Origin of the sequence: Citrobacter sp. RHB36-C18, assembly GCF_013814485.1 — a bacterium.
Classification (GTDB): domain Bacteria; phylum Pseudomonadota; class Gammaproteobacteria; order Enterobacterales; family Enterobacteriaceae; genus Citrobacter; species Citrobacter braakii.
Window position 1 is genome coordinate 556662 of sequence record NZ_CP057125.1, and the last position, 24271, is coordinate 580932.

General features: G+C 51.1%; 20 protein-coding genes and 1 other RNA gene. 13 read left to right on the forward strand and 8 right to left on the reverse strand.

The window, feature by feature from the left end; translation table 11 throughout:
- Positions 1-5: 5 nt before the first annotated feature.
- The 7 genes from HVZ52_RS02730 to kbaZ form a co-directional block, all read right to left on the reverse strand.
- On the reverse strand, positions 6-1160 hold the full coding sequence (locus tag HVZ52_RS02730) for an AgaS family sugar isomerase (protein WP_016157554.1): 1155 nt from the start codon (positions 1158-1160) through the stop codon (positions 6-8).
- A gap of 301 nt (positions 1161-1461) precedes the next feature.
- Complete coding sequence (nagA, locus tag HVZ52_RS02735) at positions 1462-2595, reverse strand: N-acetylglucosamine-6-phosphate deacetylase (protein ID WP_181598830.1); 1134 nt, start codon at positions 2593-2595, stop codon at positions 1462-1464.
- Positions 2592-3026, reverse strand: a complete 435-nt coding sequence (gene agaF / locus HVZ52_RS02740) for a PTS galactosamine/N-acetylgalactosamine transporter subunit IIA (protein ID WP_065554769.1) — start codon at positions 3024-3026, stop codon at positions 2592-2594. Before agaF ends, nagA begins: the two co-directional genes overlap by 4 nt.
- Positions 3027-3042: 16 nt before the next feature.
- Positions 3043-3921 (reverse strand): PTS N-acetylgalactosamine transporter subunit IID, encoded by an 879-nt coding sequence (gene agaE / locus HVZ52_RS02745; RefSeq protein WP_003024929.1) that lies wholly within the window; start codon positions 3919-3921, stop codon positions 3043-3045.
- On the reverse strand, positions 3911-4690 hold the full coding sequence (gene agaW, locus HVZ52_RS02750; protein WP_003839998.1) for a PTS N-acetylgalactosamine transporter subunit IIC: 780 nt from the start codon (positions 4688-4690) through the stop codon (positions 3911-3913). Before agaW ends, agaE begins: the two co-directional genes overlap by 11 nt.
- A 10-nt stretch (positions 4691-4700) precedes the next feature.
- The gene (agaV, locus tag HVZ52_RS02755) at positions 4701-5174 is read right to left on the reverse strand and encodes a PTS N-acetylgalactosamine transporter subunit IIB (RefSeq protein WP_016157550.1); all 474 of its coding nucleotides are present in this window, start codon (positions 5172-5174) and stop codon (positions 4701-4703) included.
- A 19-nt stretch (positions 5175-5193) separates the two neighbouring features.
- Entirely contained in the window at positions 5194-6471 is a 1278-nt protein-coding gene (gene kbaZ / locus HVZ52_RS02760; protein WP_249417954.1) for a tagatose-bisphosphate aldolase subunit KbaZ, read from the reverse strand.
- A 267-nt stretch (positions 6472-6738) separates the two neighbouring features.
- On the opposite strand from kbaZ, the gene HVZ52_RS02765 reads away from it, so the two are divergent.
- Positions 6739-7548 carry a DeoR family transcriptional regulator gene (locus HVZ52_RS02765; RefSeq protein ID WP_181598832.1) on the forward strand — a complete coding sequence of 270 codons (810 nt, stop codon included), beginning with the start codon at positions 6739-6741 and terminating at the stop codon, positions 7546-7548.
- A gap of 58 nt (positions 7549-7606) precedes the next feature.
- On the opposite strand, the gene garD is transcribed toward HVZ52_RS02765, so the two are convergent.
- Positions 7607-9178, reverse strand: coding sequence for a galactarate dehydratase (gene garD, locus HVZ52_RS02770; protein WP_016154637.1), 1572 nt, complete (start codon positions 9176-9178; stop codon positions 7607-7609).
- 403 nt (positions 9179-9581) lie between these two features.
- On the opposite strand from garD, the gene garP reads away from it, so the two are divergent.
- The 12 genes from garP (at position 9582) to tdcG (ending at position 24135) form a co-directional block, all read left to right on the forward strand.
- Positions 9582-10916: a galactarate/glucarate/glycerate transporter GarP gene (gene garP / locus HVZ52_RS02775; RefSeq protein WP_065554768.1), complete on the forward strand. Its 1335-nt coding sequence runs from the start codon at positions 9582-9584 to the stop codon at positions 10914-10916.
- A 15-nt stretch (positions 10917-10931) separates the two neighbouring features.
- The gene (garL, locus tag HVZ52_RS02780; RefSeq protein ID WP_016157546.1) at positions 10932-11702 is read left to right on the forward strand and encodes a 2-dehydro-3-deoxyglucarate aldolase; all 771 of its coding nucleotides are present in this window, start codon (positions 10932-10934) and stop codon (positions 11700-11702) included.
- A gap of 29 nt (positions 11703-11731) precedes the next feature.
- On the forward strand, positions 11732-12622 hold the full coding sequence (gene garR / locus HVZ52_RS02785; protein WP_016154635.1) for a 2-hydroxy-3-oxopropionate reductase: 891 nt from the start codon (positions 11732-11734) through the stop codon (positions 12620-12622).
- A gap of 65 nt (positions 12623-12687) precedes the next feature.
- Entirely contained in the window at positions 12688-13833 is a 1146-nt protein-coding gene (gene garK / locus HVZ52_RS02790) for a glycerate 2-kinase (protein ID WP_047358544.1), read from the forward strand.
- Positions 13834-13865: 32 nt separating this feature from the next.
- Positions 13866-14242: RNase P RNA component class A (rnpB, locus tag HVZ52_RS02795), an RNA gene on the forward strand.
- A gap of 1088 nt (positions 14243-15330) precedes the next feature.
- Positions 15331-16269 (forward strand): transcriptional regulator TdcA, encoded by a 939-nt coding sequence (gene tdcA / locus HVZ52_RS02800; RefSeq protein ID WP_003828596.1) that lies wholly within the window; start codon positions 15331-15333, stop codon positions 16267-16269.
- A gap of 98 nt (positions 16270-16367) precedes the next feature.
- Positions 16368-17357: a bifunctional threonine ammonia-lyase/L-serine ammonia-lyase TdcB gene (gene tdcB / locus HVZ52_RS02805; RefSeq protein ID WP_003828594.1), complete on the forward strand. Its 990-nt coding sequence runs from the start codon at positions 16368-16370 to the stop codon at positions 17355-17357.
- Between the two features lie 22 nt (positions 17358-17379).
- Positions 17380-18711 (forward strand): threonine/serine transporter TdcC, encoded by a 1332-nt coding sequence (tdcC, locus tag HVZ52_RS02810; RefSeq protein WP_016154633.1) that lies wholly within the window; start codon positions 17380-17382, stop codon positions 18709-18711.
- 31 nt (positions 18712-18742) lie between these two features.
- On the forward strand, positions 18743-19951 hold the full coding sequence (tdcD, locus tag HVZ52_RS02815; protein WP_016154632.1) for a propionate kinase: 1209 nt from the start codon (positions 18743-18745) through the stop codon (positions 19949-19951).
- Positions 19952-19979: 28 nt separating this feature from the next.
- Positions 19980-22274 carry a formate C-acetyltransferase gene (gene pflB / locus HVZ52_RS02820; RefSeq protein WP_016154631.1) on the forward strand — a complete coding sequence of 765 codons (2295 nt, stop codon included), beginning with the start codon at positions 19980-19982 and terminating at the stop codon, positions 22272-22274.
- 13 nt (positions 22275-22287) lie between these two features.
- Complete coding sequence (locus HVZ52_RS02825) at positions 22288-22683, forward strand: enamine/imine deaminase (RefSeq protein WP_016157544.1); 396 nt, start codon at positions 22288-22290, stop codon at positions 22681-22683.
- Between the two features lie 87 nt (positions 22684-22770).
- Positions 22771-24135, forward strand: coding sequence for an L-serine ammonia-lyase (gene tdcG, locus HVZ52_RS02830; RefSeq protein ID WP_181598833.1), 1365 nt, complete (start codon positions 22771-22773; stop codon positions 24133-24135).
- The last annotated feature ends 136 nt before the right edge of the window (positions 24136-24271 follow it).

A 24271-nucleotide genomic window follows, 5' to 3' on the forward strand; every position in this document is an offset into this window, starting at 1 on the left:
TCCTTTTAGGCGTTCCAGGGATGAATAACAACGCCCTGTACAACGCGGTTCACAGTGCCGCTGGCAGAAGGCGTATCCGGTGTATTGCCGATGTTAATGGATTGCGTCAAAGCAAAGACCTGGGCGTAAATCAGGAAGCAGAACGCTAATTCCATATCAATGAAAGAGCGTGCTGGCGGCAGCAGAATATGTGGGCCAGCTTCAATCACTTCATGGGTTTGTGCGGCAATTGCGACAACTCGTAGCGCCTGACGATCGCGGCGTAACTCTGCCAATAGATCGAGATCGTACTGACGTGTATAGGGGTGGCTGGAAACAAAAACCACTACCAGCGTTTCGTTATCAACCAGCGACTTTGGACCGTGACGAAAGCCGGTCGGGGAATCATAAAATGCAGCCAGTTTACCCGCAGTCAGTTCCAGAACTTTCAGTGCCGATTCACGCGCAGCTCCCTGTAATCCACCGCTACCAAGGTAGACGATCCGTTTCCACGGATCATTGCCGAACACACCGTCGCTGAAATCGCCCAGTGAAGTCAGGATCGCCTGGCACCGATCGGCTACGTCGCGGAAGGTCTGACTATTGATTTTTTCTGGGGCGAATACTGCCAGGCAACTGGCCATCATGGTGGTAATGCTGCTGGTCATGGCAAAACCACGGTCATGTGTCTCTGCGGGCATTAACAGAGCAAAGGCATTGTCGCTTGCGACTGCGTTTTGATACAGGCAACCAGCTTCGTTACAGGTGATTGGCAGGTGATAACACTCAGATACAAACTGATTAGCCAGTTCTACTGCAGCAACGCTTTCTGGGCTGTTACCTGAGCGAGCGAAAGAAACTAGCAGCAGTGGATGTGCGGGATTCAGATAATCCATCGGATTGGTGACCAGGTCAGTGGTCGGAACGGCAGTGATGTTTTTTCCGGTGTAGCTTGCCAGCCACGGGGCGATGATGTCGCCAATGAATGCTGAGGTCCCGGCCCCGGTTAGTACGATCCGCAGATCGTTTTTGCGCAACAATGGCGCAAGAAAGCTATCAATGGCGGATCGAATATTGTCGATATTGGTGAGAGAACGGATCCAACTGGCAGGTTGTTGACGGATCTCTTCTTCGGTCCAGGTGCCCGTTACCGCAGTAACGGGGGTATAGGTTTCTGGCATAACTTAAGTCCTTAGTCTTGTAAAATCCACATAAGACGCTGGCGAAAATATCGCTATCTTTCGTTTCGTTTCACTTGCTCATATAATCTATTAATTAAAATCTATAGAAAAGAAATCGAAAGGTCAATAAGATGAAATGAAATAAAACGAAAATTGTGATCGTGAGAGCGAGGGATGCAATTATCTTATTGATCTATAAAGATAAGAGTTGTTGTAAGGTGGTTGAGTATTTCCTTAAGCGAAAGGAAAAGAAAGGGCTTGCGATCAAGGATCGCAGGCCAACACAAGACAAAATGAAAGGTCAAAGGGGGAGAGCCTGACCTTGAATCCAGATCTGTTGTAAATGCAGCCCGCTATTAAGCGCGATCGCGTCGGCACGTTTACCCACTGCTAACGATCCCAGTTGGCGATCGATTCCCAACAGACGTGCAGGGTGGAGAGAGGCCATATGAATTGCCTCTTCTGCCGTTATCCCGGTGAACTCGATCATATTTCGTACGGCTGCATCAACCGAGAGCGTGCTGCCAGCCAGGCCACCGGACGTGGTACGCACAATTCCGCTGCGCATTTCCACTTGCTCACCGCAGAGCGAATAGCGCCCGTCAGGCATTCCTGCTGCCTGCATGGCATCTGTGATCAGCACCAGTCTCTCTTTCGCGCAACAGCAGCACAGCTTCATGGCCGCCGGGTGGACATGGTGTCCGTCAGCGATAAGCTCCAGCCAGGCGCGAGGGTCGGTTAACCCTGCGCCAACCATACCGGGCTCCCGGTGATGTAAGCCAGTCATACCGTTATAGCAGTGAACCAATCCATCAGCACCTGCATCAAAGGCCGCGCGGGTTTGTTCCCAGTTGGCTGCGCTGTGGCCCAGCATCACTCGGACGTTGCGCCGCTTCAGATATTCGATAGCCTGCAATGCGCCAGTTTTTTCTGGTGCCAGCGCAACGACGCGCAATGTGTGCTGGGAAACCGTAATCAGTTCATCCAGTTCACTGAGCTCCAGTTCCCTGAAAAGCTCAGGCGGGTGCGCCCCTTTGTTCTGCGGCGTAAAATATGGGCCTTCAAGATAACTGCCCAGCACCTGTGCGCCAGGCCCGCCGGAATGGTAGCGACGGGCAATACGCTCCAGCGCACTGTGAATATCCGGTAGTGGAGCGGTGACGGTAGTGGGTAGCCAGTTGGCTACCCCTTCACGCGCTTTGTGCATCGCCAGTTTGTCGAGCGTATCCGGTGCCTCATCCATCACATCGACGCCTGCACCACCGTGTACGTGAGTATCAATGTAAGCTGGACAAAGCAGTTCAGCGTCGCGCTCCATAACACCGGACGGGATTGGCTCTATTGCTGCAATGATACCGTCTTTAATATGTAATTGATGATCATCCAGCCATCCTTGTTCGGTTAGTAGACGCCTGGCGCGCAATCGCTTTGTCATATCCCTTCCTCAACGGGTTTTTCCTCGCGACAGCGTCCCAGCTCGTCCACCAGACTGGTTAAACCCCTGTGTCCGCACTCCAATGCCTGCACACGAAACGCTTCGCTGCTCAGGCCGTCGCGCTCCAGCACCATCTCCAGTAGCAGTTGTAGATTGGTACCGGTGATCACTTCAGTACCTTGCCTTTGCATGGCCAACGTGGAAGCTACGCGAAATGGCGTCCCGCCCAACAGGTCTGTTAGAAACACGATGTCTTGCTGAGCATCCAGTTCACTCACCGCCTGTTCAAGTTGCGAGGTGAGTAAGGCTGTGGTTGAGGTTTCCGGAAAGTCGATGGCGATGAACTGAGTCTGTTCACCCAAAATCTGTTTCATCGCTTTTTCCATTCCGCTGGCAAACCCGCCATGGCCCGTCAAAATAATACCTAACATCTACAACCCCTTATATTTACAGGAAGTGACAGAACTTACCTACGACGCCAAGCACCACGGTAATGGCGATAAGACGAAGAGGACTCCAGCCACGACGGACCAGCCAGAACATAGTCAATGTGTAGACCAGCGGTAAAAATGCTGGCATCAATTTGTCTATAACGTCTGTTTGCAGTTTCACAACCGCGTCGCCAGCAGTAATTTCCAGCGTAGTGCTCAGGCGAACATAGGTCGCTACCAGCGCGCCGATCACCGTCATCCCAACGATGGATGCAGCATGTCCAACCTTTTTGGTGTTAGCTTTTATTAGCGGGATGGCAGCAACGCCCATTCGATAAGCATAGTGTGCTAGCCCAAAGCGCAGACCAAGATGAACCACGTTAAACATAACAATAAAGACAACTGCGCCAAGAATAGAACCTTGCAGCGCCAGACTGGCCCCGATACCACCGCAAATAGGCAATAACGTTAACCAGAACATGGCATCACCGATACCGCCAAGTGGAGCACCTACGGCAATCTTGGTGCTTTGAATACTGTTTACATCCTGCTTGGAGCGTTCCATCGCAAGGATAATCCCGATAACAAACGTGACCAGGAACGGGTGCGTGTTGAAGAAGCCCATATGGCCTTTCATCGAACGCGCCAGATCGCGCTTGTTGGTATGGATCTTTTTCAGTGCAGGTAACAGGCCGTACAACCATCCTGATGCCTGCATACGTTCGTAGTTAAAAGAGGCTTGTAATAACATTGAACGCCAGGCAACACGGTTGATATCTTTTTTCGTCAGCTCGGCACCGATATTCTGGTCTTCGTAGACGTTTTCATTGGTGCCGGACAGCAGCGTTTCTTCGGTTTCGGAAACGTTCGGCAGAGCCGTTTGATTAGATGCCATCTTCGAATTCCTCTTTTTGTGCTGCGGGAGCTGTAGGTTCAGGTGATTTACGCAGAAAATCGATCAGCGCCATTGCCAGTGCTGCTGCTGCGATCGCCAGAACAGGGAGTTTGAGCCAGGCTGCGGCTACAAAACCCAGGATGAAGTAGGGGATATAGACGTTTTTCATCATGATTTTCAGCAGTACGGCGAAGCCGATAGCTGGCATGATGCCGCCTGCCACGCCGAGGCCGTCAATCAGACGAGTCGGCAGAACATCTATAGCGGTTTTGGCATGTTCCGCACCAAAGTAAATCGGCAGGAACGCGCATAAAAAATAGAAGGTCCCCAGCGCCAGCAACGCCAAATAGTTGACCCGCTCAATTCCTGCGGTATCGGCATTTGCTGCCATGCGATCGCACCGAGCCATCACCCCTGACATCACAGAGAACAGGAAGGTAATCCCCATCTGTACCGCTACGGCGAACGGTACCGCCACTCCTACGGCAACTTCGGGTTTTACTCCTGTCGTTATGGCAAACGTGGTTCCCACGATAGTGCCGATAATCACGTTTGGCGGCTGAGCCCCAGCCAGCGGGGCCAGGCCCATCCACACCAGTTCCAGCGTACCACCTGTCAAAATACCGGTATGCAGATCGCCCAGAATCAGGCCGACCAGCGGCCCGAGAACAACCGGGCGGTGCATGTGCGTTAACCCGTTGAACATATCCAGGCCTGCAATAAAGGCGAGAATACCCAACGCAAAAGCCTGCAACAGACTAATTTCCATTGTGAATACCTCAGAGAAGTTTATAGAGGTCCTGGGCGGCTTCTGTTGGAACGCCCTGAACGAAGCACTCCACCCCAGCGGCTTTTAGCCCGTTGAACGCCGTAATATCGGCAGCGTCTACAGAAACCGTTTTGGCGATTTGTTGCTTGCCGTTGGCATAGTGCATATTGCCAACGTTGATACGGTTAACAGGAACACCGCCTTCAACCAGACGGAAGAAATCCGCAGGCGATTTGCAAACCAGCAGAATTTTCTGGCGATCGGCGGCACGGTGAATATTGTCGATCACTTTTTGTAGTGACCAGAAGCGTACGGCGATCCCTTCTGCCAGTACCATTTCCATCAGGTTTTGCTGTACTGGGTCTTCAGCCACTTCATCATTAGCGACCAGCACCAGATTTGCCCCCGCAAATCCGACCCATTGCACACCAACCTGACCGTGAATCAGACGTTCATCAATGCGACTTAATACAATGTTTGGCATGGTATTTTTCTCTTTTTTGTTATTCGTTACGGTCTGGAGCACCTAGGCAGGCGCAGTGATATTGCTGCAGTATGTCCTGAATATGGTTAATGATGAGTTCTCGCGGTGTGGCGTTGAGATCTCCCCCGCGCACTTTTACGTACTGCAAGGGTAAATACTGGCTAATTAGCGGCAGTGGAATGGGGTCATCCGCCAGATTACGCACCAGACGTTCGAATGCTTCATCAATCTGGTTGTCCGGCCAGTAGTAACGAACCCGATCGGAGTAGCTATAACCGCGGGCCAAACGGCGCGCGTTGCCATCGCCGTGATAGTGGCTCTGCCAGTATTCTGGTCGATCAAGCATCACGCTTTCCAGCACATGTCGCAGGCCTGAACTGGCTTTTGCTGGCAGCAATTCTTCTTCAATAGCGGCTAACGAAAACAGTGCTTCACGTAGGGCGAAGGTCAGCGCGGGTCCCACTTTCAGAATGGCGAAGTGATCTATCACCAGTTGGCGCAAGGACTGTGGCGTTTGGTAATCGGTAGAATGCGCTTCAAAAACCAGCGTGTCGTAGTCTTCCACCATTTTGCTGAGTGCCACGGCTTTCTGCGGTTGATAATCAATGATGTGTGTGTGGTCGAATTCAACGCCAGGTTGTACCACCAGGGCGATAATACGCGGCCAGATACCTTCCAGCCCGCGCTTTTCAAAGGCGTGATAATGGGCCTGTAACGTTGCACGTGCGGCATCCGGCGTTGTTACCGCCAGTTCGGTTAACGCTTCGTGTGCGCCACCAGGAACCGGAACTTCTGTGCCGATCACATAGACCAGGTCAGACTCACCAAAATGTGCCATACAGGTTTCTTCGGCTACTTTTGCCAGGCGTGCGGCGCGCTCGGCGACGATTTCATCAGTCAGGGGAACCGGGTCGTTAGTACACGACATGCTGCAATCGAGGTGGATCTTTTTAAAGCCTGCGGCGACATAGCTCTTGATCAGATCGTCAGCGTTGGCCATTGCCTCTTCTGCTGGCAGATTTTGCCAACGGTTTGGCCCAAGATGGTCCCCGCCGAAAATCAGCATATCCTGAGAAAAATTAAGCGAGTCGGCTAAACGGCAGACAAAACTGCGAAAATCGGCTGGTGTCATACCCGTATAGCCGCCAAACTGGTCAACCTGATTAGAGGTTGCTTCGATCAACAGCGGTGTATGATTGGCATGGGCGTAGCGTATTGCGGCTTCCAGTACGATTGGATGTGCGGAACAAACGGCATAAATCCCGTTTGCCTTCCCCCATTTATGTTGCTCGACCATTTTAGTTAGATGTTTCACTTTCCTCTCCAGGTCAGGTAACTATGACATCATTCTTTCGTTTTGTTTCATTTAATACTGCATCATGGTGGTATAAAAATAAAACGAAAGATAATAGTTTTCCGATCTGTTTCACAAAAGAAACGCAATGAAAGGTTTCAGCGTAAGTCTGTCTGGCTCTTACTCGTTTACGGGGCTTGCATTCACGTAAAAGAAAGGCGTTAATAGACAAAACGAAATAAAACGAAAGATTCAACTAAAGGATTTCATATGAGTAACACCGAGTCCTCTGCAGACAAGCGCGTTATCGGCACTAGCGAAAGACGTGAGCAGATCATCCAGCGATTACGGCAGCAGGGAAGCGTTCAGGTTAACGATCTTTCTTTATTTTTTGGCGTCTCCACGGTCACTATTCGTAACGACCTCGCCTTTCTGGAAAAACAGGGGATTGCGGTACGCGCCTATGGTGGAGCGCTGATTTGCGAAAGCAATGCGCTTGTTGTGGAGCCTTCTGTTGAAGATAAGAGCTCACTCAATACGGCGGTAAAACGCAGTATTGCCAGAGCCGCCGCGGAGTTGATCAAACCGGGGCACCGCGTGATTCTCGACTCCGGTACCACGACGTATGAAATTGCCCGCCTGATGCGCCAGCAAACCAACGTCATTGCTATGACCAACGGTATGAATGTCGCCAATGCGTTACTGGATGCCGAAGGGGTTGAGCTGCTGATGACCGGCGGCCATTTGCGTCGTCAGTCGCAATCATTTTATGGCGATCAGGCAGAGCAATCGCTACAAAATTATCACTTCGACATGCTGTTTCTTGGCGTTGATGCTATCGATTTAGAGCGTGGTGTTAGCACACACAACGAAGATGAAGCGCGTCTCAACCGTCGGATGTGTGAAGTGGCTGAGCGTATCATTGTCGTTACTGACTCGACGAAGTTTAACCGCTCCAGCCTGCATAAGATCATTGATACCCAGCGGATTGATATGATTATTGTTGATGAAGGTATTCCAGAGGATAGTCTGGAAGGTTTACGTAAACATGGGATTGAGGTTGTTCTGGTGAGTATCTGATAAAAAGGCGGGAAGTTTGCGAACTCCCCGACCTGTAATCGAATTTAGCTTTCAGGAATCAGGTCACTGGCGCCGGGTTAAACACCGCCAGTTGGTTATGCAGTCCCCATTGATCCGAGAAGGTTTTCTTACGCCCGCTGGCGACGTCGAGAATAAACTCGAACAGTTTCAGACCCACGTCTTCAATGGTTTCTTCGCCGGTGGCGATGGTGCCTGCGTTGATGTCCATCAGGTCAAACCAACGGTTGGCCAGCTCGGTACGGGTCGCCATTTTTATCACCGGCACGGCCATCAGGCCGTACGGCGTACCGCGACCGGTGGTGAACACCTGCACGGTGATCCCGGAAGCGACCTGCTGCGTACCGCAGACAAAATCACTGGCGGGTGTAGCCGCGTAAATCAGGCCGCGTTTGGTTGGGCGTTGGCCCGGCGACAAGACTTCGACAATCGCGCTCTTGCCAGACTTGGCAATAGAACCCAGCGCTTTTTCCACCACGTTTGCCAGACCGCCTTTCTTGTTGCCTGGAGAAGGGTTGGCGCTGCGATCCGTTTTGCCCATATCAAGGTAGTTATCGTACCAGGCCATCTCTTCAAGCAGGCGTTTACCTACTTCTTCGTTAATCGCACGTGGGGTCAGAAGATGGATGGCATCGCGCACTTCGGTAACCTCAGAGAACATTACGGTGGCGCCGCAGCGTACTAACAGGTCGGAGGCATAACCGACCGCCGGGTTGGCCGTCACGCCTGAAAACGCATCGCTGCCGCCGCACTGCATGCCGACCACCAGTTCTGACGCCGGGCAGGTTTCACGCTGGCGTTGATTGAGTTTTGCCAGATGGCGTTCGGCCACCTGCAAAATATCGGCAACCATCGATTGAAAGCCAACGTGTTTTTCATCCTGCAGGCTGACGATGCTGGCGCTGTCGACCGGAATACTTTTCACATCGTGCGTGCCTTCCAGCAGGCGCTCTGGCTGCAGTTTTTCGCAGCCGAGGCCAATGACCATCACTTCACCGCCAAAGTTCGGGTTTAGCGCAATATTGTGAATGGTACGAATCGGCACGATGGCGGCTGGGGCATTAATCGCCACGCCGCAGCCGTACAGATGATTGAGTCCGACCACGCCGTCAACGTTCGGGTATTTGGGCAGCAGATCGCGCTCAATGATTTTCACCACATAATCCACCACGCCCGCCACGCAGTGCACGCTGGTGGAAATACCGAGCAGATTCTTGGTGCCGACACTACCGTCCGCATTGCGATAACCTTCGAAGGTGTAACCCTCAAGAGGCGGCAGCGGCTCTGGCACTTTGGTTGCTAGCGGCAGCGTCTCCAGCGGCGGGGCCTTGGGTAGCTCAACCATTGATTCATCAATCCAACTGCCGCGTGGGATATCGCGAACGGCATAGCCTATCACTTCGCCATAACGCACGATTTCGCCGCGAACAGGAATATCCAAGAGCGCCACTTTATGTCCCTGGGGAATATGTTCAATGAGTTCCAGTCCGTCTGGAAAACGCGTCCCAGCTTTCAGACCATTGTCATTGACAATTATCGCCACATTATCTGTTTCGTGAACTTTAATATAAAACGCCGTTGGCGATTCTTGTCTGATTTCGATGTCGGCCATTGTCCAGTATTCTCCAACAAGGTGGTGATAATAGTGTGGATATTTATATTTTGAATCTAATTATAAGTAATAAAGATTCGGTATCGTGAAATAAGAATGTCAGGAGTTTATCGCCAAGAATGTGATGATGATCACTTAAACTCAGCAAGGCCGCCCCACCAGGGGTAGCAATACGTAAATGTGTGCATTAGCGCCCATGTATGTGTGCATATGCCCAAAACATTATTTTAATAACGCATGTTTAATGAGCGCTTGCACAATGATTAACGTGGCGCTGCTGATTATACTAAATCACGGTTTCATAACGTCTGATAAATTATTATGCGTTCTTATTATCAGTAATTTATCACCAGGAATATCTACCCAATAATAATAAAAATTTAATGTACCCGAGGTAATTAGAATGATTCTGGATACAGTTGTCGAGAAAAAGAAAGGCACGCACACCCGTTACTTAATATTGCTGATAATATTTATCGTTACAGCCGTTAACTATGCGGACCGTGCAACGCTGTCAATTGCCGGCACGGAAGTGGCGAAAGAGTTACAGCTCAGTGCCATCTCAATGGGGTACATATTCTCCGCTTTCGGCTGGGCTTACCTGTTAATGCAAATCCCCGGCGGCTGGCTGCTGGATAAGTTTGGTTCAAAGAAAGTCTACACCTACAGCCTGTTCTTCTGGTCGCTGTTTACCTTCCTGCAGGGCTTTGTAGACATGTTCCCGCTGGCCTGGGCGGGTATTTCAATGTTCATCATGCGCTTTATGCTGGGCTTCTCGGAAGCGCCGTCCTTCCCGGCGAATGCCCGTATCGTGGCGGCCTGGTTCCCGACGAAAGAGCGCGGTACGGCGTCCGCAATTTTTAACTCCGCACAGTATTTCTCTCTGGCGCTGTTTTCGCCGCTGCTGGGCTGGCTGACCTTCGCCTGGGGCTGGGAACATGTCTTTACCGTGATGGGCGTGATTGGTTTTGTGCTCACCGGGCTGTGGGTAAAGTTTATTCATAACCCAACCGATCACCCGCGTATGTCGCAAGAAGAGCTGAAGTTTATCTCTGAAAACGGCGCGGTCGTGGATATGGACCATAAAAAGCCGGGTGATGTGAAGTCAGGCGGTCCTAAATTGCATTATATCAAGCAGTTGCTCACTAACCGTATGATGCTCGGCGTGTTCTTCGGACAGTATTTTATCAACACAATTACCTGGTTTTTCCTCACCTGGTTCCCGATTTACCTGGTACAGGAAAAAGGCATGTCGATCCTGAAAGTGGGCCTGGTGGCTTCGATCCCTGCGCTGTGCGGATTTGCCGGTGGCGTACTCGGCGGCGTGTTCTCTGATTATCTGATTAAACGTGGCCTCAGCATCACTCTGGCACGTAAGCTGCCGATTGTGCTCGGAATGCTGCTCGCCTCGACCATTATTCTGTGTAACTACACCGATAACACCACCCTGGTGGTGGCGCTGATGGCGCTGGCGTTCTTCGGTAAAGGCTTCGGGGCGCTGGGATGGCCGGTGATTTCCGATACTGCGCCGAAAGAGATTGTCGGTCTGTGCGGTGGGGTATTTAACGTATTTGGCAATGTGGCTTCCATCGTCACCCCGCTGGTGATTGGGTATCTGGTGAGCGAGCTGCACTCATTTAATGCTGCGCTGATGTTTGTAGGGTGCTCGGCGCTGATGGCAATGGTTTGCTACCTGTTTATTGTCGGTGACATTAAACGTATGGAATTGCAGAAATAAACAAAGGTGTAAGCGATGAATAACACGATTTTTCCGAATAAGTTTAAAGCGGCTCTCGCGGCGCAACAGATTCAGATTGGCTGCTGGTCTGCATTAGCCAGCCCAATCAGTACCGAAGTTTTAGGCCTGGCGGGTTTTGACTGGCTGGTGCTGGACGGCGAACACGCGCCGAACGACATATCGACGTTTATCCCGCAATTGATGGCGCTGAAAGGCAGCACCAGCGCGCCGGTAGTGCGCGTACCGACCAACGAGCCGGTAATTATCAAACGCCTGCTGGATATCGGATTTTACAACTTCCTGATCCCGTTCGTGGAGACAGAAGAAGAGGCGGTGAACGCCGTGGCGTCGACCCGCTATCCGCCGGAAGGTATTCGCGGCGTGTCCGTATCCCATCGCGCCAATATGTTTGGCACCGTACCGGACTACTTTGCGCAGTCGAATAAGAACATCACCATCATCGTGCAGATCGAAAGTCAGCAGGGCGTTGATAACGTTGACGCAATCGCGGCGACAGAAGGCGTCGACGGGGTCTTCGTCGGCCCAAGCGATCTGGCTGCGGCGTTAGGCCACCTCGGCAATGCGTCACATCCTGATGTGCAGAAAGCTATCCAGCACATTTTTGCCCGCGCGAAAGCACACGGCAAACCAAGCGGCATTCTGGCCCCGGTAGAGGCGGATGCGCGTCGTTATCTGGAGTGGGGCGCGACGTTTGTTGCCGTTGGCAGCGATCTTGGCGTGTTCCGTTCAGCCACGCAAAAATTGGCTGATTCTTTTAAGAAATAACCCCCTCGACAGTAGAGAGAGATAAAGACATGACAATGAAAGTTGGTTTTATTGGCCTCGGTATTATGGGTAAACCAATGAGTAAAAACCTCCTCAAGGCAGGTTACTCGCTGGTGGTTGCTGACCGTAACCCGGAATCCATTGCGGAAGTAATTGCCGCAGGCGCAGAAACCGCCGCTACGGCGAAAGATATTGCCGAGCAGTGCGATGTGATCATCACCATGCTGCCGAATTCTCCGCATGTGAAAGAAGTGGCGCTGGGAGAGGGCGGCATTATTGAAGGGGCGAAACCGGGGACAGTGCTGATCGACATGAGCTCCATCGCGCCGTTAGCCAGCCGTGAAATCAGCGACGCGCTGAAAGCGAAAGGCGTGGATATGCTGGACGCGCCGGTAAGCGGCGGCGAACCGAAAGCCATCGACGGTACTTTGTCGGTGATGGTTGGCGGTGATAAAGCGATTTTTGACAAATATTACGATCTGATGAAGGCGATGGCAGGTTCCGTGGTACATACCGGTGATATCGGCGCGGGTAACGTCACCAAGCTGGCGAATCAGGTGATTGTGGCGCTGAACATTGCGGCGATGTCGGAAGCGCTGACGCTGGCGACCAAAGCGGGCGTAAACCCGGATCTGGTGTATCAGGCGATCCGTGGTGGGCTGGCGGGAAGCACCGTACTGGATGCGAAAGCGCCGATGGTTATGGACAGAAACTTTAAGCCGGGTTTCCGTATCGACCTGCATATTAAAGATCTGGCGAACGCGCTGGATACCTCTCATGGCGTTGGCGCTCAGTTACCGCTGACTGCTGCAGTCATGGAGATGATGCAGGCGCTACGCGCTGATGGGCTGGGCACCGCCGATCATAGCGCACTCGCATGCTACTACGAAAAACTGGCGAAAGTGGAAGTCACTCGCTAACAAGAAGGGCGCGGATGCGCGCCCTGTATTTCTTGCCTTGTGCGGCACTGTCAGGCTACATAACTATGAAAATCGTAATTGCCCCAGACTCTTATAAAGAAAGCCTTTCTGCCACCGAGGTAGCTCAGGCAATAGAAAAAGGATTTCGGGAAATTTTCCCCGATGCGCAATATGTTTCTGTCCCGGTTGCCGATGGCGGTGAAGGAACAGTCGAAGCCATGATTGCCGCTACGCAGGGGAGTGAACATTCAGCGTGGGTGACGGGGCCGCTGGGCGAAAAAGTGAATGCCTGCTGGGGCATGTCTGGAGATGGTAAAACCGCGTTTATCGAAATGGCGGCAGCCAGCGGTCTGGCGTTGGTTCCACCTGAAAAGCGTAACCCGTTAGTCACCACGTCGCGCGGCACCGGGGAGTTGATTTTGCAGGCGCTGGATAGCGGTGCGCAGAGCATCATTATTGGTATTGGCGGCAGTGCGACCAACGACGGCGGCGCGGGTATGGTACAGGCGCTGGGGGCGAAACTCTGCGACGCCAACGGGACAGAGATTGGCAACGGTGGTGGAAGCCTGGAGAGTCTGAACACCATCGATATAACGGGCCTGGATCCGCGCTTAAAAACCTGCTCAATTCGCGTGGCCTGCGATGTAACCAATCCACTCACCGGCGATACTGGCGCTTCGCGCATTTTTGGCCCGCAGAAAGGGGCGACGGAAGAACGCATTATCGAACTGGACCGCAATCTGTCTCACTATGCCGACATCATTAAAAAATCGCTGCGGGTTGATGTGAAAGACGTTCCTGGCTCTGGTGCGGCTGGCGGAATGGGCGCCGCGTTAATGGCTTTTTTAGGTGCGGAGTTGCGCAGTGGTATTGAGATTGTGACCCAGGCGCTCAATCTGGAAGAGCATATTCATGACTGTACGCTGGTGGTGACCGGAGAAGGGCGGATTGACAGCCAGAGCATTCACGGCAAAGTGCCAGTGGGTGTGGCGAATGTCGCGAAGAAGTACCACAAGCCGGTAATTGGTATTGGCGGCAGCCTGACGCGCGATGTGGAGGTGGTGCATCAATATGGTATCGATGCGGTGTTTAGCGTATTAACCACCATCAGCACGCTGGAAGAGGCCTTTCGTGGGGCATTTGATAATATTTATCGCGCTTCAAGAAACATCGCCGCCACGTTGGCGATAGGAATGCGCAGTGCGGGGTGACAATGCCCCGCAAACCCTCTATACTGCGCGCCGAAGCTGACCAGACAGTCGCCGCTTCGTCGTCGTCCTCTTCGGGGGAGACGGGCGGAGGGGAGGAAAGTCCGGGCTCCATAGGGCAGGGTGCCAGGTAACGCCTGGGGGGGAAACCCACGACCAGTGCAACAGAGAGCAAACCGCCGATGGCCCACGCAAGTGGGATCAGGTAAGGGTGAAAGGGTGCGGTAAGAGCGCACCGCGCGGCTGGTAACAGTCCGTGGCACGGTAAACTCCACCCGGAGCAAGGCCAAATAGGGGTTCACAAGGTACGGCCCGTACTGAACCCGGGTAGGCTGCTTGAGCCAGTGAGCGATTGCTGGCCTAGATGAATGACTGTCCACGACAGAACCCGGCTTATCGGTCAGCTTCACCTCTTTATAAAACCCCGCTTCGGCGGGGTTTTTGCTTTGTAGGCAGACTGTCCACGACGCTATACTCAAAAGAACGCGGCTTATCGGTCAGCTTCACCTCTTTATAAAAACCCCGCTTCGGCGGGGTTTTTGCTTTGTAGGCAGACTGTCCACGACGCTATACTCAAAAGAACGCGGCTTATCGGTCAGCTTCACCTCTTTATAAAAAACCCGCTTCGGCGAGGTTTTTTGCTTTATAGGCAGACTGTCCACGACGCTATGCTCAAAAGAACTCGGCTTATCGGTCAACTTCACTCTTTATAAAAACCCCGCTTCGGCGAGGTTTTTTGCTTTATAGACTGGATAAGACGTTTACACTGCCATCCGGCAGACGTTTTTCCTGTCGTGTTGTAGTTGGTTCACCACGAATCTGGCCTTTATTTCCCATTCATCTCATCGTTATTTGACCTTTATTTACGCACTGAACTTCTTTTATCTAAGGGAATGTCTTGCGGGATATTTCATTTTTTGTGATGACTAGCACAAAACGCTGCGCGATACGTTTTTATCGAGAATAATAGAACGCAATCGATCGCCATCACAAAATTACTGGCTGATAAATCGTACAAAACCACTGTTAATGTAATGTTGCATTTGATAGTGCTTTGTATGTTTTGGTTTAAATATTAATAAATGTAATGTTTCTTTACAAACAAATAAGGCTAAAAAACGTGATGCATAACGTTATTTGACCACTATAAACGATAAAATATAATTATATTTGATAAGTTGCTTATTAAATTTAAGCGCTGTTTTGCCTGGTAATTACTCTGTAATTGATTGAAATATAGCCTTTCGTGGTTTTAAGAAATAGCAGGAGAAATGGTGTTGTTATAGCCATAAAAAATCGTTATCCCCCCATCTTTTTTTGATTAAAGTCAGGATAAAGTGAGATCGATATTTCATATCTATATGATTATTAAGTGATTTCAATTTAAATAATAGTCTTACAAAATGTAAGTCAAGGGGATTTGTGAGTGGTAGCACATATCCTCGTTCGCTTAATTTGGTACACTTCCTGCCGTCAATAAAGTAATTAGCGCAGGTCGATATGAATACTATTACACTCCCTAAAACACAGCACTTAGTGGTCTTTCAGGAAGTCATTAGAAGTGGTTCTATCGGCTCAGCTGCAAAAGAATTAGGTTTAACTCAACCGGCTGTCAGCAAAATCATTAATGATGTAGAAGCTTATTTCGGTATTGAGTTAGTCGTACGCAAAAATACTGGTGTGACATTAACTCAGGCAGGTCAGGTTATGCTCTCATGGTCTGAATCTATTACCCGTGAAATGAAGAACATGGTTGATGAGATGAACAGCATGACGAGCAATGCGGTCGTTGATGTGTCGTTTGGCTTTCCTTCACTGATTGCCTTCACCATCATGTCCGGCATGATTAAAAAATTCAAAGAAGTGTTCCCGAAAGCGCAGGTTTCCATGTATGAAGCTCAGCTCTCCTCGTTCTTACCTGCGATTCGTGACGGGCGTCTGGATTTCGCGATCGGTACGCTGAGTGATGAGATGAAACTGCACGATCTGCATGTTGAACCGCTCTTTGAGTCAGACTTCATCCTGGTTGCCAGCAAGTCCCGAACATGCACCGGCATCACCTCGCTGAGCGCGTTGAAAAACGAACAGTGGGTGTTGCCACAAACGAATATGGGGTACTACAGTGAACTTCTAACCACGTTACAAAATAATGGCATCAGCAGTGAAAACATCGTTAAAACAGACTCCGTCGTTACGATTTATAATCTTGTTCTCAATGCTGATTTCTTAACAGTAATTCCCTGCGATATGACCACACCATTTGGCTCAAACCAGTTTATTACTATCCCGGTAGAAGAAACCTTACCCGTCGCGCGTTATGCCGCCGTATGGTCGAAAAATTATCGAATTAAAAAAGCAGCATCTATTTTGGTGGAATTAGCCAAAGAGTATTCATCATATAATTGTCGGAGACGAAGGCAATTAATTGAAATTGATTAAAGATTGAATTTGTTTTAACACGAAATCAACGCCATCTGTCTATTTCTGACAATGGTCACGGCTATCTATTTACTTTAATACCCTAGTAAGAGGTTCTAATGCACATTACATACGATCTCCCAGTTGCAATTGAAGATATCCTCGAAGCGAAAAAAAGACTGGCGGGGAAAATTTATAAAACGGGAATGCCTCGCTCTAACTATTTTAGTGAACGTTGCAAAGGGGAAATTTTCCTCAAGTTTGAAAATATGCAGCGTACCGGTTCATTTAAAATCCGTGGTGCGTTTAACAAGCTCAGTTCATTAACCGAAGCTGAAAGATGTAAGGGCGTGGTGGCTTGCTCTGCAGGTAACCATGCACAAGGGGTTTCTCTCTCCTGCGCCATGCTCGGAATCGACGGCAAAGTGGTCATGCCGAAAGGCGCGCCGAAGTCTAAAGTTGCTGCAACCTGCGATTATTCCGCAGAGGTTGTGCTGCACGGCGACAACTTCAACGACACCATCGCTAAGGTTAGCGAGATTGTGGAAACTGAAGGCCGTATCTTTATTCCGCCATATGATGACCCGAAAGTGATTGCTGGTCAGGGCACTATTGGTCTGGAAATTCTGGAAGACCTGTACGATGTCGATAACGTGATTGTGCCAATTGGCGGTGGCGGACTGATTGCTGGTATTGCGGTGGCAATTAAATCTATTAACCCGACTATTAAAATTATTGGCGTACAGTCTGAAAATGTTCATGGCATGGCGGCTTCTTTCCACGCTGGAGAAATAACCACGCACCGAACGACCGGCACCCTGGCGGATGGTTGTGACGTTTCCCGCCCGGGTACTTTAACGTATGAAATTGTTCGTGAGTTGGTGGATGACATTGTCCTGGTCAGCGAAGATGAAATTCGCAACAGCATGGTGGCATTAATTCAGCGAAATAAAGTTGTGACTGAAGGTGCCGGCGCGCTGGCTTGCGCAGCATTATTAAGCGGGAAATTAGATAGCTATATCCAGAACAGAAAAACAGTCAGCATTATTTCTGGCGGTAATATCGACCTTTCTCGTGTATCTCAAATTACTGGTTTAGTTGACGCTTAATATACTTCGTTGAGGATAGGATATGAGTACTACTGATAGCATTGTATCCAGCCAGACAAAACAGTCGTCCTGGCGCAAATCGGACACCACCTGGACACTGGGTTTATTTGGTACAGCCATCGGCGCCGGGGTGCTGTTCTTCCCTATCCGCGCTGGTTTTGGCGGACTGATCCCCATTCTGATAATGCTGGTGTTAGCATACCCCATCGCCTTCTATTGCCACCGGGCGCTGGCACGCCTGTGTCTTTCCGGTTCTAACCCTTCCGGTAACATCACAGAAACGGTTGAAGAGCACTTTGGTAAAACAGGCGGCGTGGTTATCACGTTCCTCTACTTCTTTGCGATTTGTCCGCTGCTGTGGATTTATGGCGTCACCATTACCAACACCTTTATGACCTTTTGGGAAAACCAGTTGCAGATGCCAGCGTTAAACCGTGGCTTCGTGGCACTGTTCCTGCTGCTGCTGATGGCATTCGTCATCTGGTTTGGTAAGGATCTGATGGTTAAAGTGATGAGCTACCTGGTATGGCCGTTTATTGCCAGCCTGGTGCTGATCTCTCTGTCACTGATTCCTTACTGGAACTCTGCGGTTATCGATCAGGTTGATCTCAGCAATATCGCACTGACTGGCCATGACGGCATCCTGGTTACCGTGTGGCTGGGTATTTCCATCATGGTGTTCTCTTTCAACTTCTCACCTATCGTTTCTTCCTTCGTGGTCTCTAAACGTGAAGAGTATGAGAAAGATTACGGTCGCGAATTTACTGAGCAGAAATGTTCAAAAATCATCTCTCGCGCCAGTATGCTGATGGTTGCCGTGGTGATGTTCTTTGCCTTTAGCTGCCTGTTCACGCTCTCTCCGGCAAACATGGCGGATGCGAAAGCGCAGAACATTCCAGTACTGTCTTACCTGGCGAACCACTTCGCTTCACTGTCCGGTTCGAAGTCCACCTTCGCGACCGTTCTGGAGTACGGCGCTTCAATCATCGCACTGGTTGCTATCTTCAAATCTTTCTTCGGCCACTACCTGGGCACGCTGGAAGGTCTGAACGGTCTGGTGCTGAAGTTTGGTTACAAAGGCGATAAAACTAAGGTTTCCGCTGGCAAACTTAATACCATCAGCATGATCTTCATCATGGGCTCCACCTGGGTTGTGGCTTACGCCAACCCGAACATCCTGGACCTGATTGAAGCAATGGGCGCGCCGATTATTGCCTCTCTGCTCTGCCTACTGCCGATGTATGCCATCCGTAAAGCGCCGTCACTGGCGAAATACCGTGGCCGTCTGGATAACGTGTTTGTTACCGTGATTGGTCTGCTGACTATCCTGAACATTGTCTACAAACTGTTTTAATCCTTAAGCTCAGGATGAGCGGAGTAGTGAAATGAATGAGTTTCCGGTAGTACTGGTTATTAACTGTGGTTCGTCTTCCATTAAATTCTCAGTGCTGGATGCAGCGAACTGTGAAGTTTTAATGGCGGGAATCGCGGACGGTATTAACTCTGAAAATGCGTTCATAGCAATTAATGGAGGAGAGCCAGCTAAGCTGGCTCACCACAGCTACGAAGACGCATTAAAAGCAATCGCCGTTGAACTGGAAAAACGTAATTTAATGGACAGCGTGGCCTTAATTGGCCACCGCATTGCCCACGGTGGAAATATCTTTACCGAATCAGCAATTATTACTGACGACGTTATCGATAATATTCGCCGGGTATCGCCTTTAGCACCGTTACATAATTATGCGAACCTCAGTGGGATTGAATCCGCACAGCACCTTTTCCCAGGCGTGCAGCAGGTTGCGGTATTTGATACCAGCTTCCACCAGACGATGGCCCCAGAGGCCTATCTTTACGGTCTACCGTGGAAATATTTTGAGGAGTTAGGCGTTCGTCGTTATGGCTTCCACGGCACGTCGCACCGCTATGTATCTCAGCGAGCACATGAGCTTCTTGAGCTGCAGAGTGATGACTCCGGTCTGGTTGTGGCTCACCTGGGGAACGGCGCGTCAATCTGCGCGGTGCGTAACGGGCAGAGCGTTGATACCTCAATGGGCATGACGCCGTTGGAAGGGTTGATGATGGGCACACGCAGCGGTGACGTCGATTTCGGCGCCATGGCGTGGATTGCCAGCGAAACCAACCAGACGCTGAGCGACCTTGAGCGCGTTGTGAATAAAGAGTCCGGTTTACTGGGTATTTCCGGTTTGTCCTCTGACTTACGTACGTTAGAAAAAGCCTGGCACGAGGGACATGAGCGTGCGCAGTTGGCGATTAAAACGTTTGTGCATCGTATCGCGCGCCATATCGCCGGACATGCCGCTTCGCTGCATCGTCTTGATGGGATTATTTTCACCGGTGGAATAGGTGAGAACTCGGTATTAATTCGTCGTCTGGTTATCGAGCATCTCGCCGTTTTAGGGGTGAATATCGACAGCGAGATGAATAGCCTGCCAAATTCCCATGGCGAAAGAATTATCTCTAATAAAGATGCTCGTGTTATTTGTGCGGTTATTCCCACAAATGAAGAGAAAATGATTGCGCGTGATGCCATTGCGTTAGGCAAAATTAATATACCAGTAGAATTTGCATAATTAATTTTCAGCAGAGAGATTATTTTTCATGAAGGTAAATATCGATACCAGCGATATGCTGTATGCCGAAGCCTGGAATGGCTTTAAAGGTACGGACTGGAAAGAAGAAATTAATGTCCGTGATTTTATTCAGCACAACTATACGCCTTATGAAGGGGATGAATCTTTCCTCGCCGAAGCAACGCCAGCGACCACTGCATTGTGGGAAAAAGTTATGGCGGGCATCCGTATTGAAAACTCGACGCACGCGCCGGTTGATTTCGATACCAATATTGCCACCACGATAACCGCACATGATGCGGGTTATATTGAACAAGAACTGGAAAAAATCGTCGGTCTGCAAACGGATAAGCCGCTCAAGCGCGCTCTGCATCCGTTTGGCGGCATCAACATGATCAAGAGCTCTTTTGATGCTTATGGTCGTGAGATGGATGCTGATTTTGAATACCAGTTTACTGAACTGCGTAAAACCCATAACCAGGGCGTATTCGACGCCTACTCTCCGGATATGCTGCGCTGCCGTAAATCTGGCGTGCTGACCGGTCTGCCGGACGGCTATGGCCGTGGTCGTATCATCGGCGACTATCGTCGCGTCGCGTTGTACGGTATCCGCTACCTGGTACGCGAGCGTGAACTGCAGTTTGCCGATCTCCAGTCGAACCTGGAGTGGGGCCAGAATCTTGAAGCCACGATTCGCCTGCGCGAAGAGCTGTCTGAGCACCGTCGCGCCCTGCTGCAGATGCAGGAAATGGCAGCGAAGTACGGCTGCGATATCTCCCGCCCGGCGCGTAATGCGCAGGAAGCGGTGCAGTGGGTTTACTTTGCTTACCTGGCTGCGGTGAAATCTCAGAACGGCGGCGCAATGTCGTTGGGCCGTACCGCATCGTTCCTCGACATCTACATTGAGCGCGATTTCAAAGCGGGAATTTTAAACGAGCAGCAGGCGCAGGAGCTGATCGACCACTTCATTATGAAGATCCGTATGGTGCGCTTCCTGCGTACGCCGGAATTCGACACCCTGTTCTCAGGCGACCCTATCTGGGCGACTGAAGTTATCGGCGGCATGGGGCTGGATGGCCGCACGCTGGTAACGAAAAACTCGTTCCGCTACCTGCATACGCTGCACACTATGGGGCCGGCGCCTGAGCCGAACCTGACGGTGCTGTGGTCTGAAGCGCTGCCGATTGCCTTCAAAAAGTACGCCGCCCAGGTGTCTATCATCACCTCGTCTTTGCAGTATGAAAACGACGATTTGATGCGTGCCGACTTTGACAGCGATGACTATGCCATTGCCTGCTGCGTAAGCCCGATGGTTATCGGCAAACAAATGCAGTTCTTCGGTGCGCGTGCCAACCTCGCCAAAACGTTGCTGTACGCAATCAACGGCGGCGTGGATGAGAAGCTGAAAATTCAGGTTGGGCCGAAAACGGCACCGCTGATGGATGACGTGCTGGATTACGATACGGTGATGGAGAGCCTGGACCACTTTATGGACTGGCTGGCCGTGCAGTACATCAGCGCGCTGAACATCATCCACTATATGCACGACAAGTACAGCTATGAAGCTTCGTTGATGGCGCTGCACGATCGTGATGTCTATCGCACGATGGCTTGTGGTATGGCGGGTCTGTCCGTGGCGGCGGATTCTCTGTCGGCTATCAAATACGCCCGCGTGAAACCGATTCGTGATGAAAACGGTCTGGCTGTCGATTTCGAAATCGAAGGCGACTATCCGCAATACGGCAACAATGACGAGCGAGTAGACAGCATTGCCTGCGACCTGGTTGAACGTTTCATGAAGAAAATTAAGGTGTTGCCAACCTACCGTAATGCGGTGCCGACGCAGTCCATCCTGACCATCACCTCCAACGTGGTGTACGGACAGAAAACCGGTAACACGCCGGACGGACGTCGCGCAGGTACGCCGTTTGCACCAGGGGCTAACCCGATGCACGGTCGCGATCGTAAAGGCGCGGTTGCGTCGTTAACCTCGGTGGCCAAACTGCCGTTTACCTATGCCAAAGACGGCATCTCGTACACCTTCTCCATTGTGCCGGCTGCACTGGGCAAAGAAGATGGGGTGCGTAAAACCAACCTGGTTGGTCTGCTGGACGGTTACTTCCACCATGAAGCGCATGTGGAAGGTGGGCAGCATCTGAACGTTAACGTTATGAACCGTGAAATGTTGATGGATGCTATTGAGCACCCGGAAAACTATCCAAACCTGACGATCCGCGTGTCTGGCTATGCGGTGCGCTTCAACGCGTTAACCCGTGAACAGCAGCAGGATGTTATTTCACGTACTTTCACCCAGGCGCTCTGACGCCGGAGGGATTATGAGAAAAGTTATTGCAACCGAATGTGCGCCAGGGGCGATTGGGCCTTACGTACAGGGGGTGGATCTGGGCAGCATGGTGTTGACGTCAGGTCAAATCCCGGTGTGTCCACAGACCGGTGAAGTGGCAGAAAACGTGGCCGATCAGGCACGTCAAAGCCTGGAAAACGTGAAAGCGATCGTCGAGTCCGCAGGTTTGAAAGTGAGCGATATCGTGAAGACTACCGTTTTCGTATCCGACCTGAACGACTTCGCCACCATTAACCAGGTGTACCAGCAGTTCTTTGATGAGCATCAGGCTATCTACCCCACGCGCAGTTGCGTACAGGTCGCCCGCTTACCAAAGGATGTGAAGCTGGAGATTGAAGCCATCGCCGTACGTGGCGACACGCTGTAATCCCTTGCGGGGCGATCTCAGGATCGCCCCAATCCTTAATGAGTGTGAAACCTGGTCTTCACTGAACGGCAATCCGAGGGTGTGGATATGATTAGCGCATTCGATATTTTCAAGATTGGCATTGGACCTTCCAGCTCCCATACCGTGGGGCCAATGAACGCAGGTAAAAGCTTTATCGATCTGTTGGTCAGCAGCGGCGAACTCCCCAGAGCCACGCATATTGTGGTCGATCTTTACGGATCGCTTTCCCTGACCGGGAAAGGTCATGCGACAGATGTCGCGATCATGATGGGGCTGGCCGGTAACAGTCCGCAAAACGTTAATATAGACTCAATCGCTGGTTTTACTCAGGAAGTGGCCCGTACCGGACGTTTGCCGGTTGCTGAGGGCACGCATGTTGTCGATTTCTCTCCAGATGAAAATATTCTCTTTCATACCGAAACCCTGCCACGCCATGAAAATGGCATGCGTATCACCGCGTGGAACGGCACCGAGAGGCTATTAAGCAAAACCTATTACTCCGTCGGCGGTGGTTTTATCATTGAAGAGGAGCAATTTGGGCAGGTGCATGATGTTGAAGCACACGTGCCCTACAATTTTCATTCCGCCAGCGAACTGCTGAAACTGTGCGAGCGCAATGGGCTGTCTGTTTCCGGCTTGATGATGCAAAACGAGCTGGCGATGCGCAGCAAAGAGGAAATCGATGCTGGCTTTGCCGCCATTTGGGACGTTATGCACGCCGGGATTGAGCGCGGCATGAACACCGAAGGCGTCCTGCCGGGGCCGCTTAACGTTCCGCGTCGCGCCGTGGCGTTACGCCGGTTACTGGTTTCCAGCGATAATCTGTCCAGCGATCCGATGAACGTTATTGACTGGATCAACATGTTCGCGCTGGCCGTGAGCGAAGAAAACGCCGCCGGGTGCCGGGTTGTGACGGCGCCGACCAACGGTGCATGTGGGATTATTCCCGCCGTATTGGCCTATTACGACAAGTTCCGCCGTCCGGTGAATGCGAACTCCATTGCCCGCTATTTGCTGGCCGCGGGGGCGATAGGCGCGCTGTATAAGATGAACGCCTCTATTTCTGGTGCTGAGGTGGGCTGCCAGGGTGAGATTGGCGTAGCCTGTTCAATGGCGGCTGCCGGTCTGACGGAACTGCTGGGCGGTAGCCCGTCGCAGGTCTGCATTGCAGCGGAAATCGCCATGGAGCATAACCTGGGGCTGACCTGCGATCCGGTAGCCGGACAGGTGCAAATACCGTGCATTGAACGTAATGCGATCAACGCAGTAAAAGCCGTCAACGCCGCGCGCATGGCGCTACGTCGAACGTCAGAACCACGCGTTTCGCTCGATAAAGTGATCGAGACCATGTATGAAACGGGCAAAGATATGAACGACAAATACCGTGAAACCTCACGCGGTGGGTTGGCAATTAAAGTGGTTTGTACCTGAGGTGTAAAGCCGTGCCTGGTCAGCGCAGCGCTATCCGGCAATAAATTAATCAATATGGCATGATAAAAAAAGGTGCACGTTAGTGCGCCTTTTTTGTTGTGATCTGCTTCAAATATAGAAATTCAATTCTTTATAT